The organism is Nocardia sp. bgisy134 (genome assembly GCF_965341865.1).
Taxonomy (GTDB): Bacteria; Actinomycetota; Actinomycetes; order Mycobacteriales; family Mycobacteriaceae; genus Nocardia.
Map to the genome: position 1 here is coordinate 158,977 of NZ_CBDQZP010000014.1, position 16,969 is coordinate 175,945.

Annotated in this window: 16 protein-coding genes and 1 riboswitch; of the genes, 11 read left to right on the forward strand and 5 right to left on the reverse strand. The window is 69.8% G+C overall.

Features of this window, described 5'->3' with window-relative positions:
- Positions 1-38: 38 nt before the first annotated feature.
- From ACRWNM_RS24235 to ACRWNM_RS24250, 4 genes are all read left to right on the forward strand, one after another.
- On the forward strand, positions 39-1,088 hold the full coding sequence (locus ACRWNM_RS24235; protein ID WP_431970369.1) for a zinc-binding dehydrogenase: 1,050 nt from the start codon (positions 39-41) through the stop codon (positions 1,086-1,088).
- Positions 1,079-1,717 (forward strand): TetR/AcrR family transcriptional regulator, encoded by a 639-nt coding sequence (locus ACRWNM_RS24240; RefSeq protein ID WP_431970370.1) that lies wholly within the window; start codon positions 1,079-1,081, stop codon positions 1,715-1,717. The genes ACRWNM_RS24235 and ACRWNM_RS24240 overlap by 10 nt, the downstream gene beginning before the upstream one ends.
- Before the next feature lie 2 nt (positions 1,718-1,719).
- Positions 1,720-3,009, forward strand: a complete 1,290-nt coding sequence (locus ACRWNM_RS24245) for an acyl-CoA dehydrogenase family protein (RefSeq protein WP_431970371.1) — start codon at positions 1,720-1,722, stop codon at positions 3,007-3,009.
- 460 nt (positions 3,010-3,469) lie between these two features.
- Entirely contained in the window at positions 3,470-4,351 is an 882-nt protein-coding gene (locus ACRWNM_RS24250; RefSeq protein WP_431970372.1) for a hypothetical protein, read from the forward strand.
- A gap of 17 nt (positions 4,352-4,368) precedes the next feature.
- Here ACRWNM_RS24250 and ACRWNM_RS24255 read toward each other — a convergent pair whose 3' ends face one another.
- Positions 4,369-5,061 carry a winged helix-turn-helix transcriptional regulator gene (locus ACRWNM_RS24255; RefSeq protein WP_431970373.1) on the reverse strand — a complete coding sequence of 231 codons (693 nt, stop codon included), beginning with the start codon at positions 5,059-5,061 and terminating at the stop codon, positions 4,369-4,371.
- Positions 5,062-5,154: 93 nt separating this feature from the next.
- Between ACRWNM_RS24255 and ACRWNM_RS24260 the strand changes: the two genes are divergently transcribed.
- The 6 genes from ACRWNM_RS24260 (at position 5,155) to ACRWNM_RS24285 (ending at position 9,915) form a co-directional block, all read left to right on the forward strand.
- Positions 5,155-6,294, forward strand: a complete 1,140-nt coding sequence (locus tag ACRWNM_RS24260) for an acyl-CoA dehydrogenase family protein (protein WP_431970374.1) — start codon at positions 5,155-5,157, stop codon at positions 6,292-6,294.
- A 114-nt stretch (positions 6,295-6,408) separates the two neighbouring features.
- A complete protein-coding gene (locus ACRWNM_RS24265) occupies positions 6,409-6,957 on the forward strand; it encodes a DM13 domain-containing protein (protein WP_431970375.1) in 549 nt (182 codons plus the stop codon).
- A 125-nt stretch (positions 6,958-7,082) separates the two neighbouring features.
- Entirely contained in the window at positions 7,083-7,205 is a 123-nt protein-coding gene (locus ACRWNM_RS24270; RefSeq protein ID WP_431970376.1) for a hypothetical protein, read from the forward strand.
- A gap of 80 nt (positions 7,206-7,285) precedes the next feature.
- Positions 7,286-7,831, forward strand: a complete 546-nt coding sequence (locus tag ACRWNM_RS24275) for an HNH endonuclease (RefSeq protein ID WP_431970377.1) — start codon at positions 7,286-7,288, stop codon at positions 7,829-7,831.
- Positions 7,832-7,855: 24 nt separating this feature from the next.
- Entirely contained in the window at positions 7,856-8,128 is a 273-nt protein-coding gene (locus ACRWNM_RS24280; protein ID WP_431970378.1) for a WhiB family transcriptional regulator, read from the forward strand.
- A 170-nt stretch (positions 8,129-8,298) separates the two neighbouring features.
- Positions 8,299-9,915 (forward strand): VWA domain-containing protein, encoded by a 1,617-nt coding sequence (locus ACRWNM_RS24285; protein WP_431970379.1) that lies wholly within the window; start codon positions 8,299-8,301, stop codon positions 9,913-9,915.
- Between the two features lie 169 nt (positions 9,916-10,084).
- Here the strand turns inward: ACRWNM_RS24285 and ACRWNM_RS24290 are convergent, their stop codons facing one another.
- Positions 10,085-10,942: a Vgb family protein gene (locus ACRWNM_RS24290; protein ID WP_431970380.1), complete on the reverse strand. Its 858-nt coding sequence runs from the start codon at positions 10,940-10,942 to the stop codon at positions 10,085-10,087.
- On the reverse strand, positions 10,935-12,410 hold the full coding sequence (locus ACRWNM_RS24295) for an ABC-F family ATP-binding cassette domain-containing protein (RefSeq protein WP_431970431.1): 1,476 nt from the start codon (positions 12,408-12,410) through the stop codon (positions 10,935-10,937). Before ACRWNM_RS24295 ends, ACRWNM_RS24290 begins: the two co-directional genes overlap by 8 nt.
- A gap of 71 nt (positions 12,411-12,481) precedes the next feature.
- On the opposite strand from ACRWNM_RS24295, the gene ACRWNM_RS24300 reads away from it, so the two are divergent.
- On the forward strand, positions 12,482-13,069 hold the full coding sequence (locus tag ACRWNM_RS24300) for a TetR/AcrR family transcriptional regulator (protein ID WP_431970381.1): 588 nt from the start codon (positions 12,482-12,484) through the stop codon (positions 13,067-13,069).
- A gap of 69 nt (positions 13,070-13,138) precedes the next feature.
- Here the strand turns inward: ACRWNM_RS24300 and gcvP are convergent, their stop codons facing one another.
- Together gcvP and ACRWNM_RS24310 are read right to left on the reverse strand one after the other, a co-directional pair.
- A complete protein-coding gene (gene gcvP, locus ACRWNM_RS24305) occupies positions 13,139-15,961 on the reverse strand; it encodes an aminomethyl-transferring glycine dehydrogenase (RefSeq protein ID WP_431970382.1) in 2,823 nt (940 codons plus the stop codon).
- A gap of 184 nt (positions 15,962-16,145) precedes the next feature.
- Positions 16,146-16,244, reverse strand: a riboswitch (glycine riboswitch).
- A gap of 133 nt (positions 16,245-16,377) precedes the next feature.
- A complete protein-coding gene (locus tag ACRWNM_RS24310) occupies positions 16,378-16,962 on the reverse strand; it encodes a MerR family transcriptional regulator (protein ID WP_431970432.1) in 585 nt (194 codons plus the stop codon).
- Positions 16,963-16,969 lie beyond the last annotated feature (7 nt).

The window sequence follows — 16,969 nt, forward strand, 5'->3', positions numbered from 1 at the left end:
GACACAGCGCACACGCTCACCATCGAAGGGACACACCTGTGAAAGCACTCACCTACGCCGGGCCGCACGCGATCTCGTTCGGCGAGACCGACGACCCGACGCTGCCCGGCCGGGACGGGGCGATCGTGCGAGTCACCGCGGCCGGAATCTGCGGCAGCGACCTGCACATCTACGCGGGCCACGGATTCACGCCCGGCACCGGCTACGGCGTCGGCCACGAGGCGGTCGGCGAGATCGTGGAGCTCGGCCCCGAGGCGCACGGTCTCGCGGTCGGCGACCGGGTGCTCGTACCCGCTTCGGCGGGCTGCGACCGCTGCGGGCGCTGCCGGGCGGGCATCGTCGCGGCGTGCGAGCGGCAGCCGCTTCCGGTCGACGCCTGCTACGGGCTCGGCGGTTCGCTGCCGGGGGCGCAGGCGCAGCTGCTCGCGGTACCGCACGCCACGGGGAATCTGGTGCGGCTGCCCGACGCGATCGGCGACGAAGCGGCGATCGTGTTGACCGACAACGCCCCCACCGCCTGGTACGCCGCCCGGCGGGCGCGCGTCGCGCCGGGCGACACCGTGGTGGTGATCGGATTGGGCCCGGTCGGATTGATGGCGGTGCAGTCCGCCTTCGCCATGGGCGCCGCCCGGGTGCTCGGCATCGACCTGGTCTCGGACCGGCGCGCCAGGGCGGCCGAGCTGGGCGCGGAACCGGTCGAATCCGATGATCCGAAGCAGGCCGTGCGCGAGATGCTCGGCGGCGGAGCCGATGTCGCGCTCGAGGCGGTCGGCGCCGACGCGACCATCGCACTGGCGACGAGCGTGGTCGGGCACCGCGGGCGGGTCAGCGTCGTCGGTGTCAGCCAGAATCGGGCCTACCCGTTCCACCTGCCGCTCGCGCAGGTCAAGGAACTCGAGTTCCACATCGGGCTGTGCTCGGTCCAGTACGAACTGCCGGCGCTGCTGAAACTCACCGCCGCGGGCAGACTGCGCCCGGAAGCGGTGGTCTCGCACCGGTTGCCGATGTCGGAGGGGCCCGCCGCCTACCGCATGTTCGCCGACCGCGCCGACAAGGTCTGCAAGACCATCCTGGATCCGTGGCGATGAGCGGCCTCACGCGTCGTCGCGGACGCCCGCCCGCCTCGGAATCGACGGCCGGCGACACACGCGATCGCATCGTTCGCGCCGCCGTGGAACTGTTCGCGGAGAAGGGTTTTCACGGGACGGGCGTCGCCGAGATCGGCGACCGCGCCGATGTGCAACGCGGGGCGCTGTACTACCACATCGGGTCCAAGGAGGAGCTGCTCTGGCAGATCCTGCGCGACTACACCCAGCTCATGCTCGCCGAGGCCGAGCGCATCACGGGCGGCGACGACGACCCGATCACCAAGCTGCGCGAGCTGATGCACAGTCACGTCGAACTGATCGTCGAACACCGCCGCGAGGTCGCCATCCAGTTGCGCGATGTGAGCGCGCTGACCGGTGAGCGGGGCGCGCAGCTTCAGGAGCTGCGCGACCGGATTCAGTCGCACTGGCAGCAGGTGCTCGACGCGGGATACTCCGCGGGCCTGCTGCGCACCGCCGACCACGTGATCACCAACAGCGTGCTCGGCATGCTGAACATGGTGACCTTCTGGTATCGCCCGCACGGCGGCCGCTCCCCCGGCGAGATCGCGGAACTGCTCGCCACCACCGTCCTGGACGGTGTCGTCACCGATCACAACACGAAAGGCTGATCATGGCTTGGGATTTCGAAACCGACCCGGAGTTCCAGCACAAGCTGGACTGGGCCGCCGAGTTCGTCCGCACCGAGGTGGAGCCGCTCGACCTGCTCTACCCGAATCCCTACGACCGCAGCAACACCGAAGCCATGGCGCTGATGCGGCCGCTCAAGGAGAAGGTGAAGGAACAGGGCCTGTGGGCCTGCCACCTCGGCCCCGAACTCGGCGGCCAGGGCTACGGTCAGATGAAGCTGGCGCTGCTCAACGAGGTGCTCGGCACCTCGGTCTGGGCACCGTCGGTATTCGGTTGCCAGGCACCGGATTCCGGTAACGCCGAGATCCTGGCGCACTACGGCACCCCGGAGCAGAAGGCGAAGTACCTGGAGCCGCTGCTGGCCGGTGAGATCGGCTCCTGTTACGTGATGACCGAACCCACTGGTGGCTCGGACCCGACGCTCTTCCGTACCCGCGCGGTGCGCGACGGCGACCACTGGGTGATCAACGGCGAGAAGTGGTTCAACTCCAACGCGCAGTTCGCGAGCTTCCACATCGTCATGGTCGTCACCAACCCGGACGTCAGCCCGTACCAGGGCATGTCGATGTTCATCGTGCCCGCGGACGCGCCCGGCCTCGAGATCGTCAAGAACTTCCACGTGCACGGCTTCAGCGAGCACGAGGGCCATCTGCGCTTCACCGACGTGCGAGTCCCCGCCGACCACCTGCTCGGCGCCGAGGGCCAGGGTTTCATCGTCGCCCAGACCCGCCTCGGCGGCGGCCGGGTGCATCACGCCATGCGCACGGTCGCGTTGGTGCGCAAGGCTTTCGACATGATGTGCGAGCGCGCGGTGTCACGGCAGATGCGCAAGGGTCCGCTCGGCGGCTTGCAGATGACCCAGGAGCGCATCGCCGACAGCTGGATCGAGATGGAACAGTTCCGGCTGCTGGTGCTGCGCACCGCCTGGCGCATCGACAAGGAACAGGACTATCTGAAGGTGCGCAAGGACATCGCCGCCATCAAGGTGGCCATGCCCAAGGTCATGCACGACATCGCCCAGCGCGCGCTGCACCTGCACGGCGCCATCGGCGTCAGCGAGGACCTGCCGTTCGTCGACATGATGAACTACGCCGAGGTCATGGCGATCGCCGACGGGCCCACCGAGGTCCACAAGATCACCCTCGCCAAGGAAGTGCTGAAGAACTACGCCCCCGGCGATCCCGTCTACCCGAGCGGGTACCGGCCCGCCCTGCGTGAGCAGGCGCGGGAACTGGTCGCGCGGCGACTGGAGCACGTGGTCGGCAACCTGTAGCCGGACGGCCCGCCGGGACCGTCGTGTCGTGGTCCCGGCGGGATTCGATCTTGGCGAACGGTCCCGGACGGGTCGGGTGCCGTGCCACAATTTCGGAGCAGGTTGTGGGTCGGACGACGAGGGGATTTCCGATCGTGCGTACCGGATATGGCATCGCTGTGGCGCTGCTGGCGCTGGCTCTCGGCGCGAGCGGGTGTGCGGACGAGGACACCGGAGACCGTGACACGACCACGTCGCGGACGACGGCCGTCTCCCCCGAACAGACAGTCACGACCGTTCCCGCGCCGACGCCGCCCGCGACCGCGTCGACGGGCCTGATTCCGAACACCGCCCCACCCATCGTTCGACCGACGACGACCGTCCCCACCGTCGGACCACCGACGACGGTCCAGCCGTCTCCCCCAGGAAAGACGACCGATAAGGTCGCGCCCCCTACCACGCTCATACCCCAGCCAACCCAGTGACCGCGGCGAGCGACGCGCGCGCCTTCGCGCTGCTTCCCCTGCTCGGCGCCATCGCCTCGCAGGTGGCATTCGTCACCGGCGTGCTCTATTACTTCGGCTGGGCGTACAGCCGGGCTTTCTTCGGACACTTCGGCGTATCCGCAGGAACGCTCGGATTCACGACACAGGACTACGTCCTGTTCAGCGTCGGAGCGATGTTCCTGCCGCTGCTGTCCACCCTGTTCTGGATCCTCGCCTTGCTCGCCGTCCGGAAGCTGCCGGTCTGGCACGCCCTCAAAAGTGGACGTCCGCGCACCACCCTGCGGTGGTACGTCCGCTTGTCCGCCGCGGCGGGCACGCTGTTCGTCGCCGCGGTCGCCGTACTCACCTCGATACCGACACGGTTCGCCGGCCCGCTCGCGGAAGAGGCTCCGTTCTTGCTGATCGCGGGCGCGGCGATGATCGGCTATGCGACCTGGCTGCTGTGGCGGTACCCGGCCGCGCTCGGCATCCGGCGGCCGAGCCGGACGGTGATGCAGGTCAGAACAATCGCGCTCGTCGCGGTCGCCATGATCGGCTACGTCTGGGCCGCCGCCGCCTTCGCGGAGCGCAAAGGCACGGACGACGCTCTGCACCAGGAAGCAGCGCATTTCATCGACCGCCCCGCCATCGTCGTGTTCAGCGTCGACCGTCTCGGCATCGAAGGCGCGGGCACCCAGGTCGGCGAGATGACCGCGCCCAACGAGAAATACCGATACGTCTACAGCGGACTGTGGCTGCTCATCCGCACCTCGGACCGCTATTACCTGCTCCCGCAGCAGTGGAAAGCCAAGCAGGATCGGGTGTTCGTCATCAAGGACAGCGATTCCATCCGCGTCGATATCGCGCGGAATCCCTAGCCCACCGCGCTCCCCGTTCAGGCCGACATCGAGGACAATTCGGCGCGCGAATCCGAGTACGGCGCAACGGGGCTCAGTTGCAGGACGGCAGGCATCCGGCGGGTCAGCACCGTCGGGCCGGTGAATTCGAGCCGACCGGTGCGCAGCGCGTGCAAGACCGGGATGCGGCCGAGCCACACCTGGTAGAGCGAGCTGACGTCGGAGCGAATGGTGACATCGACCGGATAGCCGGGATCGGTGAAGCACACCGAGGGCGCCCCGCGTTCGACAACGATCCAGTAGCGGCGCGGATCGTCGTCGAACCGCACCGCGAGCACCTGCCGGACCCCGGGGAACGAGGAGGTGTCCAGGCGGGTGTGCATCCACCAGACGAGCAGGTCGGCGTCGAGTTCGTCCGGGTCGGGTTCGCCGAAGGTCCAGCGCGCGCCCCAGGCGCCGAGGCCGAACAGGATCGGCTCCAGGTCGCGTCCCGCCTCGGTCATCAGATACCGGCCGCCGATCTTCTCGATCAGGCCCGCGCGCTCGAACTGGCGCAGCCGCTTGGTGAGCAGGGTGCGCGACAGCCCGGGCAGGCCGCGGGCGAGGTCGTTGAAGCGGGTGCTGCCGAGCAGCAGGTCGCGCAGGATGAGCAGCGACCATCGCTCACCGATCAGGTCGAGGGCCCGAGCTATCGGGCAGTACTGGCCGTAGCCCGCCGTCGTTGTCGTCACGCCGCACCTCGCGATTCCGTGGTCCTTCTCGTGGACCGGGTCAGTCCACTTTCTGCACTATTCGGTTATCGCGTGGCTTCGTAGCTTCGAAACATGACCACTACCGCTACCCCCGATGTCATGACGACCGCCGACTGGATCGAGCGCACCCGTTCGATCGGCGAGACCCTGCGCGCCGAGGTCGCCGACCGCGACCGCACCGGCGAGATCTCCGTGGCCGCCTTCGACCTGTTGCGCAGCGCGGGCCTCTCGGCCGCCTTGGTGCCCACCGAGCACGGCGGCGGAGGCGCCACGCACCGCGACATGGGCGAGATATTGCGCGAGCTCGGCCGCCACGATCCGTCCACCGCGGTGGCGTTCGCCATGCACGCGCACCTGGTCGCCACCCAGGTGTGGCGGCACAAGCACGGCGCCGACGCCACCGCGCTGTTCCAGAAGGTGGTCGACGGCGCGCTGCTGGTCAGCACCGGCGCCTCGGACTGGGTGGGCTCCAACGGCCGCGCCGAGCGGGTCGACGGCGGCTATCTGGTGCACGCCCGCAAGGCGCCCGCCAGCGGCTGCGAGGTCGGCACCGTGCTCGTCACCAGCGTGCGCTACGAGGACGGACCGGAAGGCCCGCAGGTGCTGCACTGCGCGATACCGATGCAGGCGCCCGGGGTGAACATCGAGAAGACCTGGGACACTTTGGGTTTGCGTGCGACCGGCTCGCACACGGTGGTGCTGGACGGCGTGTTCGTGCCGGATGCCGCCATCTCCCTGATCCGGCCCGCCGAGGTCTGGCCGCCGCTGCTGAACGTGGTGATCGGCGCGGCGATGCCGCTGGTCCTCGCCGCGTACCTCGGCATCGCCGACGGCGCGGTGCGCACCGCGCTCGATCTGGTGGCCGGGCGCGGCGATCCGCACATCGTGCAGCTGGCCGGTGAGCTGTCCAATGCCCACACCACCGCGGCCGATCTGGTGGAGGCCATGTTCGCCGGCTCGGAGAACCTCGGGTTCGCCAACACCGACGCCTACGCGGCGCGCACCCTCAGCCGCAAAACCGTCGCGGCGGACGCGGTGATCGAGACCGTGCGACTGGCCATCGAGACGGTCGGCGGCGTCGGCTACTCGCGCAGCAGCGAGCTGGAGATGCGCTACCGCGACGTGCACGGCTGCCTGTTCCATCCGCTGCCGCGGGCCAAGCAGACCCTGTTCAGCGGACACGTTCTGCTCGGACACACTCCGCTCGGGTGAAACCGGTCAACGACGCGCCCCTGTTCGGTGATGATGAACAGGGGCGCGATTCGGCTGCGTTCTCGAGATGGAAGCAGGGCGCCATGCCGCGCCCGCACGACAGGAAGGACAGTCATGGCGTCGATGCGCGCGATCGCCCGCTCCCCGCTCACCTGGGTGCTCACGGTCCTGATCGTGCTCGTGCTCGGCGCGGCGCTCGCCTTCTTCGAGCCATGGCGGCTCGTCACGGACACCACCGTCGACGAGGCGGCCCCTACCGTGGTCGCGCCACCCGGCAGCATGCCCCAGATCGACCCGGGGTCGCAGCCGCCGCGCGCACTTGCCACGGGCACCTTCATCTCCCATGAGCACGGCACGTCGGGCACCGTCAGCGTCCTCCAGCTGGCCGACGGCAGCCGGGTGTTGCGCCTGGCGGATCTGGACACCTCCGACGGACCCGACCTGCACGTCTGGCTCACCGACGCACCGGTGCTGGAAGGCAGGGCGGGCTGGGGCGTCTTCGACGACGGTCGCCACACCGATCTCGGCCAGCTCAAAGGCAACAGGGGCAGCCAGAATTACGCCATACCGGCCGATGTCGATCTCACCGTCCTGACCAGCGTCTCGATCTGGTGCGACCGGTTCGACGTGTCCTTCGGCGCGGCCGCGTTGCACGCGGTCTGAAGGCTCGCACCGCCCGAAAAAAATGACCCGACAAACGCGGGTTCCCTGTGCCACCATGTGATTCCACGATGATCGCCCCGATCGGCGGGGCGATCCGACGAGTACCTGGAAGGAGGAGGTGGCCCGTGCATCCGATGATCGGGTATTCGGCGAACAGCAAAGCCGTACAGCGGTTCTCGATCGTCGAGAACGAACAGCCGTCGCGCGGCGACGGCGGCGCGGCAGGCCACCTCCCGGCCGGTCGCTGACCCCACCGGTTCCCGCATCGAGAGCGCCGCGCCGCGCTCCGCCGAATCTTCCACTTCCTCCACGAAACATGGTGATCCCCATGATGTTCCGCCGTGCCGCCGATCCGGCGGCGGTGACCGCCGACAACTGGATACACACGGGCGTCCTCGTCCTCAACGCCTCCTACGATGCGCTCGACGAGGTCGCCGCCGAACGCGCCGTGGTGCTGCTGATCAGCGGCGCCGCCGAATCTGTCGCCGACAGGGAGCCGTACTTCCCGGTCCGGTCGCGGCATATGGAGATCGCGCTGCCGGAGACCATCCGCTTGCTGCGCTACGTGTACATCGAGCACACCACCCGGGTGCACGACGAGAGTCGCGCCACCCTGGCGGGCGTGCTGCGACGCGACGCGCAGCGGTGCGGCTACTGCGCCGGGTGGGCCCGCACCGTCGACCACATCCGGCCGCGCAGCCGCGGCGGGCCCAACACCTGGAGCAACCTGATCGCGGCCTGCGCCCCGTGCAACACGCTCAAGGCCGACCGCACGCCCGAAGAGGCGGGCATGCGACTGCTGTGGGAGCCGAAGGCGCCCGATCACCTGGCCAAACGGCAGCGCCAGATCTGGAAGCAACTGGCGAGCGCCTGAGAACCGAGAGAGGAGTAAGGATCAATGACCGTCCGAACAGCACCGACCGGGACCGAGTCGACGCTCGCCGACCTGCTGCCGCTCTCGGACACCCGAGGGTGGCACCGGGCCGCGTGCCGTGGTGACCCGAATCACGAAGCCTGGTTCCCCTACCCGTCCCAGGACTTCGACTACGCGCGGGCCATCTGCGCGAGCTGCCCCATCCGAGTGGCCTGCGCCGATTTCGCCGCGGAGACCGGCCAGTCCGGCGTGTGGGGTGGGCACGAGTTCGACCGCGGGCGGATGATCCGCGAATGACCGCCGCGAGCCGCCGACGTACGACAGCGTCGGCGGCTCGCGTGCGTCGCCCGCCGAACTGGTGGACTCGCCGGGCGGGCGAACTGGCGGTGACCATACACTGATCCGCCGTGGGCACTCATCGCAGCGGGACCAGATCTCGAGGTATCAGCAAAGGTCCGGTTATTGCGGTGGTCGCTCTGCTGTTACTCGGGGCCGCGGTTTTCGCCTGGTTCCAGTTCAGTGACCGGGCCGCGGACCGGGACAACGCGGCGGCCGCCGACTGCGTCGAGGGACCCGCGACGCTGTTCGTCACCGTCGATCCCGACCTCGAGGCGCCGGTGCGCGCCATCGCCGACAAGTACAACGCGACCGAGCCGCAGGTGCGCGATCACTGCGCGCGCGTCACAGTGACCGCTCGGCCCTCGGCCGAGATCGCCGAGGCATTCCGCGCGGGCGGCCAATGGAACCCGGCGCTGGGACCGCAACCCGCGCTGTGGATTCCGGATTCCTCGCGCGCCGTCGAGACCATGCGCGTGCCGGGACTCGTTGCGGGCGAACCGAGTCCGATCGCGGGCACCCCGGTCGCGCTCGGCGTGCCCGAGCAAGTGCGCGCCGCACTGGAGAGCGCGCGGATCGCGTGGGGCGATCTGCCTCGCCTGCAACAGGGTTCGCTCGACGAGATCGGCCTGCCCGGCTGGGGTGGATTGCGGCTTGCGCTGCCCCCGGGCGATGCCAGGGTGGCCGCCGCTGTCGCGGTCGGGTCCGCCATAGCCGGTGAGGAGCCGCTGTCCGATGCCGGCGCGCAGTCCGGCCAGGCGGTCGCGGCGATCTCCGGTTTGGCGTCCGGAGCGCCGGAGGCCGCGGATACCGCCACCGCCCTCGCCGCGGTCGCCGATCCGGCTCAGGGCGCGAAGTCCGCCATCCACGCGGTAGTCGCTACCGAGCAGCAAATAGCGGGGCGTCCCGGCGTCGCCGTCTTCCGGCCCGTGGGCACCGCGCCGGTGGCCGATCACCCCGCCGCGCTCATGTCCGGGCCGTGGGTGGATCAGACGCAGAACCTGATCGCCGGACTCTTCGTCGACTATCTGCGCAACCCCGAACAGTCGCCGTTCTTCACCACCGCGGGGTTCACCGCGGTGCCGCCGCCGACCGGTCCCGGCGCGTCCCGCGCCGCGCTGGACAAGGTGCGGGCCACCCTCGCGCACCCGGTGCTCGGTGTGCAGTCCACGGTGTTGCTCGATGTCTCGTCGTCCATGTCGACGGCCGAGGGCACGAGCACCCGGCTGGCGAACGCGCTCGGCGCGCTGCGCTCCACCATGAACGTCATGCCGCCGGACTTCGGCCTCGGCGTCTGGACCTTCGGCAAGAGCCTCGACGGCGTCAACCCGTACCGGGTGCAGGCTCGCACGGGCGCGCTCGCCGACGGCCAGCGCGCGACGATCGATGCCGCGCTGACCGCCGTCCGCGCCACCGAGACCAAGACCGATCAGGCCTACCCCGCGCTGCTCGCCGCCTACCGCAGCGCGGTGGCCGGCTACGCCGAGGGCCGGACCAACTCGGTGCTGCTGATCACCGACGGCCCTGACGACGACTCCGCGCTGACTGGCGCGCAGCTGCTCGCCGATATAGCGGCGGCCGCCGATCCGGACCGCCCGGTGCGCGTCGATGTCATCGTGATCGGCGGCAGCGGCACCGAGACGCTGCAGACCGCCGCCCAGCGCACCGGCGGCAGCTACGTCCGACTGGCCACGTCGAACGATCTGAGCTTCGGCAGCGCGGTGGTCCAAGCCCTGACCACCCCGTAGGGCTCGGTCCGTTCCGACTTGGACGAGCGCGCCGGACGCCATGGCCGAATGGTCCGCATCGGCGCATGCGGTCCGGCGCCGAGCAGATCGAGTACGCCGATCTCCCCGGTCGTAGTGCCCCTCCCTTGTGGCGCAGCCTTTCGATGAGAGCGCGCGCCAGGCCGGATGACTATTCCCGTCCGTCCGGTTCGACACAGACGAGCGCGCCCGACTCCATCGCGACCCAGATCGCGCCGTCGGGGCCGAGCGCCAGACCGTGCGGTTCCGCGCCGGGCAGGTCGAGTTCGCTGATCTCCCCGGCGGTGGTGATCCGCCCGAGCCGGGAGCTCCCCCATTGCGTGAACCACAGCGCCCCATCGGGTCCCGCGATGATCGCGTGCGGACGCGCACCGCGATCCGGCAGCGGGAACTCCTCGATGGTGCCGTCGACCGTGATGCGGCCGATCTGTCCCGCGCCGATCTCGACGAACCACAGCGCGCCGTCCGGGCCCGCGGCCATGCCGACTGGGTTCGCCTGCTCGGTCGGCAGCGGATACGTGGTGATCGCACCGTTCGAGGTGACGCGGCCGATCGCGTTGGCCTGATTCAAGGTGAACCAGAGCGCACCGTCGGGCCCCGCGGTGATCATCGAGGGCATGCCGTCGACCGGGTAGCGGACGATCGAGCCGTCCTCGGCCAGCCGCCCGATATGGCCTGTTTGGAGTTCGGTGCACCACAGCGCGCCGTCCGGTCCGGCGCACAGACCGTACGGCGCGTCGGCGGCGATGAACGACAGCGCGCCGTCCGCGCCGATCCGGCCGATGCGGTTGCCGCGGAACTCGGTGAACCACACCGCGTCGTCGGGACCGGTGACGATCACGGTCGGCTGCCCGTCGGCCGGGTCGAGGTCGACGGTCTCGACCCGCTCGCCCGTCCATAGGCCGATCGCACCCTGCGCGGCCATCGTGAACCACAGCGCGCCCGCCTTGTCGACGGTCACACCGTACGGCGCACCCGGCGCCTCGATCGTCGTGCGGATCTCAGGCAAATTCGTGCACTCCCTTCTGTTCTCCCTGGAACCGGCGGCGCAACGCGCGGTCGTGACTGACCACGACCACCGCGCCCGGATACTCACCGAGCGCCTGCTCCAGTTCTTCCACCAACGCCAGTGACAGGTGGTTGGTCGGCTCGTCGAGCAGCAGCAAATCGTGCTCGCCCGCGAGGACCCTGGCCAGCGCGAGCCTGCGTCGCTGCCCTTCCGACAGCGCAGCGACGGGCACGTCCAGCGCGCTCCGGTGGAACAGACCTGTCGCCACCAGCGCATCCCGGCCGTGGCCGTAGGCCTGCGCGACCGTCTGCGCCGAATCGAACGCGACTTCTTGGCGCAGGTAGCCGACCCGGCCCTGGGTGCTGCCGTATATCCGGTCCAGCAGCGTCGACTTGCCCGAGCCGTTGGGTCCGTCGATGAGCAGCCGGTCGCGCGGGCCGAGGGTGAGCTCGCCGATCGCGAACGACTTCGCCTGTGCCGCACCGAATCTGCCGCGCAAGCGCAGCGGCTTCGGTGGCGCAGGCACCGGATCGTCGGTCAATCTGCGCAACCGTTCGGCGGTCTGGCGCACCCGCGAGGAGATCGAACTCTGCACCCGTCCCGCGTTGCGGTCGTAGGCCATCTTGTTGTTGTCCTTCATGACCCGGCCCGCCGCGACCCGGTGCGCGGTGGTCGCGGAGAACTCCTCGAGCCGCCGGATCTCGTCCCGCCACTGCGCGTACTCCTGCTCCCAGCGCTGCCGCGCCGCCGCCTTGGCGGCGAGGAAACCGGTGTAGCCGCCGCCGAATCGCGTGACGCCGCCGTGCTCGACCTCGATGATCGCGGTCACGACCCGGTCCAGGAAGACCCGGTCGTGCGAGACCACCACGACGGTGCCGCGATGGGCGCGAAGACGGTCTTCCAGCCAGGTCAGGGCGGCGTCGTCGAGATGGTTGGTCGGCTCGTCGAGCAGCAGGATCTCCGGGGACGCCGCCAGCAGGCAGGCCAGCCCGAGCCGCGCCTGCTCCCCGCCGGAGAGGCTCGCCACGGCGCGCTCGCGACCGATGCCCGCGAGGCCGAGGCCGTGCATGGCCTTGTCGACCCTGGCATCGGCGTCGTAGCCGTCCCTGGCTTCGAAGGCGGTGAGCAGGTCGCCGTAGGCGTCCATGTCCTGCGCGGCGGCGGCTTCGTGCATGCGCCGCTCCAGGTCGCGCAGGTCGGCAAGCGCCAGATCGATGGCGTCGGCGACGGTCTCGCCGGTCAGTGTCTGCGCGAGATAGCCGCGGCCGCCTGCCGCGGTGATGGTCACGACGCCCTCGTCGGCGGGTTCGGCTCCGGTCATGACGCGCAGCAAGGTCGACTTGCCCGAACCGTTCTCACCGACGATCCCCACCCGTTCGCCGGGCCGGATCGAGAACGTGACTCCGTCGAGCACACGACGGTCGCCGTAGGACTTCGCAACACCCCGAAGGGTCAGTTGGGTGGTCAGATGCACTCCAATCGCTACTTGTGTAGCTTTAACTTAGCAAGCCGTCCGCACTAACGCAACAGGAGTTGTCTTTGGAGACTCGGAAACGTCCCGGCGGCCGCAGCGCGCGGGTACGCGACGCGGTGCGCGCGGCCACCCTGGAGGAACTCGCCGAGCACGGTTACCAGGGCCTCAGCGTGGACGCCGTCGCCCAGCGATCAGGGGTGCACAAGACCACGGTCTACCGCCGCTGGGGCAGCCCAGAAGGACTGATCGCCGACGCGCTCGACTTGGCCGCCGACGAGCCGTGGCCCATGCCCGACACCGGCACGCTCGCCGAAGATCTGCGCGCGCTGACCGAACTCGTCCGCACCGGCTTCGCCGATCCAGAGGCGGGCCCGGTCGCCGCCGCGTTCATCGCCGCCGCCATGCAGAATCCGGCCGCGGCGACCGCGCTGCACGACTTCTATCAGGCACGCCATCGACAGTCGGCCGAGATCGTGCGCCGGGCCGTGCGCCGCGGCGAACTCGACCCCGAGGTCGACGCGGAGCAGGTCGTCCGCTTCGCGGTCGCGCCGATCTTCTACCGGCTGTTCATCTCTCGCGAACCGGTGACGGCGGAGGACGCCCGCCATGCCGCCGACGCGGCCCTCGCCGCCGCCCGCGCCCACGCGCTCTGAACGCTTCCGAATACGCGAAAGGCCGCCGCACCGCGGAACGATCCTCGAGTGCGGCGGCCTGGCTGTACGTCAGTCGGCGTAGGCGTCCAGCGGCGGGCAGGAGCACACCAGGTTGCGGTCGCCGTACGCGCCGTCGATGCGCCGCACCGGCGGCCACACCTTGGCCCTGGCGTGCGCGAGACCCCGTGGGTAGACGGCGATTTCGCGGCTGTACGGATGATCCCAGTCCCCGACCAGGCTGGCCGCGGTGTGCGGCGCACCGCGCAGCGGATTGTCCTGCACCGGCCAGACACCCGCGCCGACCTGATCGATCTCTTTGCGAATGGAGATCATCGCCTCGATGAAATCGTCCAGCTCGGCGAGGTTTTCACTCTCGGTCGGCTCGACCATCAGCGTGCCGGCGACCGGGAAGCTCATGGTCGGCGCGTGGAAACCGTAGTCCGCCAAGCGCTTCGCCACATCGTCGACGGTGACGCCGGTCCGCTTGCTGATCTCGCGCAGATCGAGGATGCACTCGTGGGCGACCATGCCGTTCTCACCGGTGTAGAGCACCGGGAAGTACTCGTCCAGCCTGCGCGCCAGGTAGTTGGCCGAGGCGATGGCCGAGAGCGTGGCGCGACGCAGGCCGTCGGCGCCCATCATCCGGATGTAGGCCCAGGTGATCGGCAGGATCGAGGCCGAGCCGTACTTCGCGGCTGATACCGCGTGCGAACCGCGTTCCAGCGGGTCGCCCGGCAGGTACTTCGCCAGATGCGAGCGCACCGCCACCGGGCCGACGCCGGGACCGCCGCCGCCATGCGGGATGCAGAAGGTCTTGTGCAGGTTCAGGTGGCTGACATCGCCGCCGAACCGGCCAGGCCGGGCCAGACCGACGAGCGCGTTCAGGTTCGCGCCGTCCACGTAGACCTGGCCACCCGCGTCGTGCACCAGCGCGCACAGCTCGGCCACCTCGTGCTCGTACACGCCGTGCGTGGACGGGTAGGTGATCATGATGCAGGCCAGCCGGTCGGCGTGGTCGGCGATCTTGGCGCGCAGGTCGTCCAGATCGACGTCACCATTGTCGCGGCACTTGACCAGTTCCACGCGCATGCCGACCATGGCCGCCGAGGCGGCGTTGGTGCCGTGCGCGCTGGACGGGATCAGGCAGGTGTCGCGGTGCGTGTCGCCGCGGTCCAGGTGATAGCGGCGGATGGCCAGCAGACCGGCGTACTCGCCCTGGCTGCCCGCGTTCGGCTGCAGGCTCACCGAGTCGTAGCCAGTGATCTCGCAGAGCCAGGTCTCCAGGTCTGCGACGACCTTCAGCAGGCCGGGGGCGTCGTCGACCGGGGCGTAGGGGTGCACCCTGGCGAAACCGGGCCAGGTGATGGGCTCCATCTCCGCGGTCGCGTTGAGCTTCATGGTGCACGAGCCGAGCGGAATCATGCTGCGGTCCAAGGCGATGTCCTTGTCGGACAGCCTCCGCAGGTAGCGCAGCATCGCGGTCTCGGTGTGGTAGCTGGTGAACGCGGGGTGGGTGAGGAATTCGGAGGTACGCGTCTCGATGGCGGAGGCGGGCGCGACGGCGGCGTCGGTGTCCAGCGACCGTGCGGTGCCGAAGGATTCGAGCACGGCCGCGACGTGCGCCGAGGTGGTGGCCTCGTCGCAGGCGATGGCCACGTGATCGGCGTCGACCAGCCACAGGTTGATGCCGCGCGACTTCGCCTTGGCCACAACGGCTTCCGCGCCGCCCGGCACGTGCGCCAGCACGGTGTCGAAGAAGGTGTCGTGCACGACAGCGCCGTCCAGCCCCGCCGCGATCGCCGCCGCGTGCCCGTGCACCCGCCGCGCGATCGCCCGCAGACCGTCGGCGCCGTGGTAGCTCGCGTACATCGCGGCCACGATGGCCAGCAGCACCTGGGCAGTGCAGATGTTCGAGGTCGCCTTCTCGCGACGGATGTGCTGCTCACGGGTCTGCAGCGCGAGCCGGTAGGCGAGATCGCCGTCGGCGTCCACCGAGACGCCGACCAGCCTGCCCGGCAGCTGCCGCGCGTACTGGTTGCGCACCGCCAGATACCCGGCGTGCGGACCACCGAAGCCGAGCGGCACGCCGAAGCGCTGGGTGGTGCCGAAACAGACGTCGGCGCCCTGCTCGCCGGGCGGGGTGATCAGCGTCGCCGCGAGCAGGTCGGCGCCCACCGCGACCAGCGCGCCGCGCTCGTGCGCGGCCGCGATCACGGTCGTCCAGTCGACGATCCGGCCGGACGCGCCCGGCGCCTGCAGCACCACGCCGAAGAACGCGCCCTCCGGCAGCGCCCCGGTGGACAGGTCCGCCTCGACGATCTCGATGCCGAGCGGCTCGGCCCTGGTCTCCAGGATGGTGCGGGTCTGCGGGAACAGGTCCGCGTCGACGAGCAGCCGCGCCGACTTCGACCGGCCCGCCCTGCGCAGCAGCGTCATGGCCTCGGCGGCCGCGGTGGCCTCGTCCAGCATGGACGCGTTGGCCACTTCCATCCCGGTCAGATCCGAGACCATGGTCTGGAAGTTGAGCAGCGCCTCCAGGCGACCCTGGCTGATCTCCGGCTGGTAAGGCGTGTAGGCGGTGTACCAGGCCGGGTTCTCCAGCAGATTCCGCACCAGCACGGGCGGGGTGAGGGTGTCGTAGTAGCCGAGGCCGATCATCGAGGTGGCCACGGTGTTGGCGTGCGCGAGGGCGGCCAGCTCGGTGAGCACCTCGTGTTCGGTGGCCGCGGGCGGCAGCTCGGCCAGCGCGCCTGCGGCGGAGTCGTCGAGGATGCTGGCGGGCAGCGCGACGGTAGCGAGGTCGTCCAGCGAATCGACGCCGACGACGGGCAGGATCAGGGCGAGTTCGTCCCGGTCGGGTCCGATATGACGGTCGGCGAATGATCGAGTCACGGCAGCAGCTCCAAGGTCGGGCGGGTCGAGCCGTGTCGATGGGTAGACGCGGTGTCGACGGGGTACCAGCCCTCCCCCTCTGTCGTGGTGCCTGAGAGATTCGGGCGGCCCGGTCGAAGCCATTCCCTTTCCCCATGGGCGGGCGGCCCTGCGCACGCGCAGACCACCGCTTTCCAGAGGCGCCGAAGCCCGTACGGTCCCTGTTGCCTGAGAGATTGACGGGGAGGTGCTGCTCCTTCGGCGCCCGGTCTGTTCGAGACCGGAACTCTCCCGCACGGCGGCGACGCACCGTCAGTTTATGTCGGCGCGCCGCGAAACGATGCCTCCGCCCGGGTGTCGCCCTCGTCACTCCGCCGCGGCGGACAGCGAAAGGCCACCGTCCCGCGCGGGTGACGGTGGCCTGATGCCGCTCGGTGTCAGCCGGTGGCCCTGTTCATCCGCGCCTTGCGCCGGAACGCCAGCTCGTCCTCCGGACGCTCGGTCGCGGTGCTCGCGCGCTCCGCGGGGAAGTTCGCGATAGCGCCGGTCAGCTCGCGCATGGCGCCGCTCACGGCGATACCGAAGACACCCTGCCCGCCCTGCAGTAAATCGACGACCTCCTCGGGCGAAGTGCACTCGTACACCGAGGTGCCGTCGGAGAACAGGGTGATGCCCGCCAGATCCTGGACGCCCCTGCTGCGCAGATGATCGACGGCGATGCGGATGTTCTGCAGCGAGATCCCCGCGTCCAGCAGCCGCTTCACGATCTTGAGGACCAGGATGTCCTTGAACGAGTACAGCCGCTGACTACCCGAGCCCGCCGCGCCCCGGATGGAGGGCACGACGAGTCCGGTCCTGGCCCAGTAGTCGAGCTGACGGTAGGTGATTCCAGCGACCTGGCACGCGCTCGGCACACGGTAACCGACGAGCTCGTCGGGTACGGAGTCATCCGGGAACAGGCCGGGCTGCACCTCTGAGCCCTCGGTTGAGCCCTCGGTCGGACGGACGTCCGGCCGCCGCACATCCTGC

Excerpts from the sequence above, each read along its gene's own strand:
- ACRWNM_RS24245 (WP_431970371.1), top strand. The coding sequence starts at position 1,720 with ATGGCTTGGGATTTCGAAACCGACCCGGAGTTCCAGCACAAGCTGGAC.
- ACRWNM_RS24280 (WP_431970378.1), top strand. The coding sequence starts at position 7,856 with ATGACCGTCCGAACAGCACCGACCGGGACCGAGTCGACGCTCGCCGAC.
- ACRWNM_RS24275 (WP_431970377.1), top strand. The coding sequence starts at position 7,286 with ATGATGTTCCGCCGTGCCGCCGATCCGGCGGCGGTGACCGCCGACAAC.
- ACRWNM_RS24265 (WP_431970375.1), top strand. The coding sequence starts at position 6,409 with ATGGCGTCGATGCGCGCGATCGCCCGCTCCCCGCTCACCTGGGTGCTC.
- ACRWNM_RS24260 (WP_431970374.1), top strand. The coding sequence starts at position 5,155 with ATGACCACTACCGCTACCCCCGATGTCATGACGACCGCCGACTGGATC.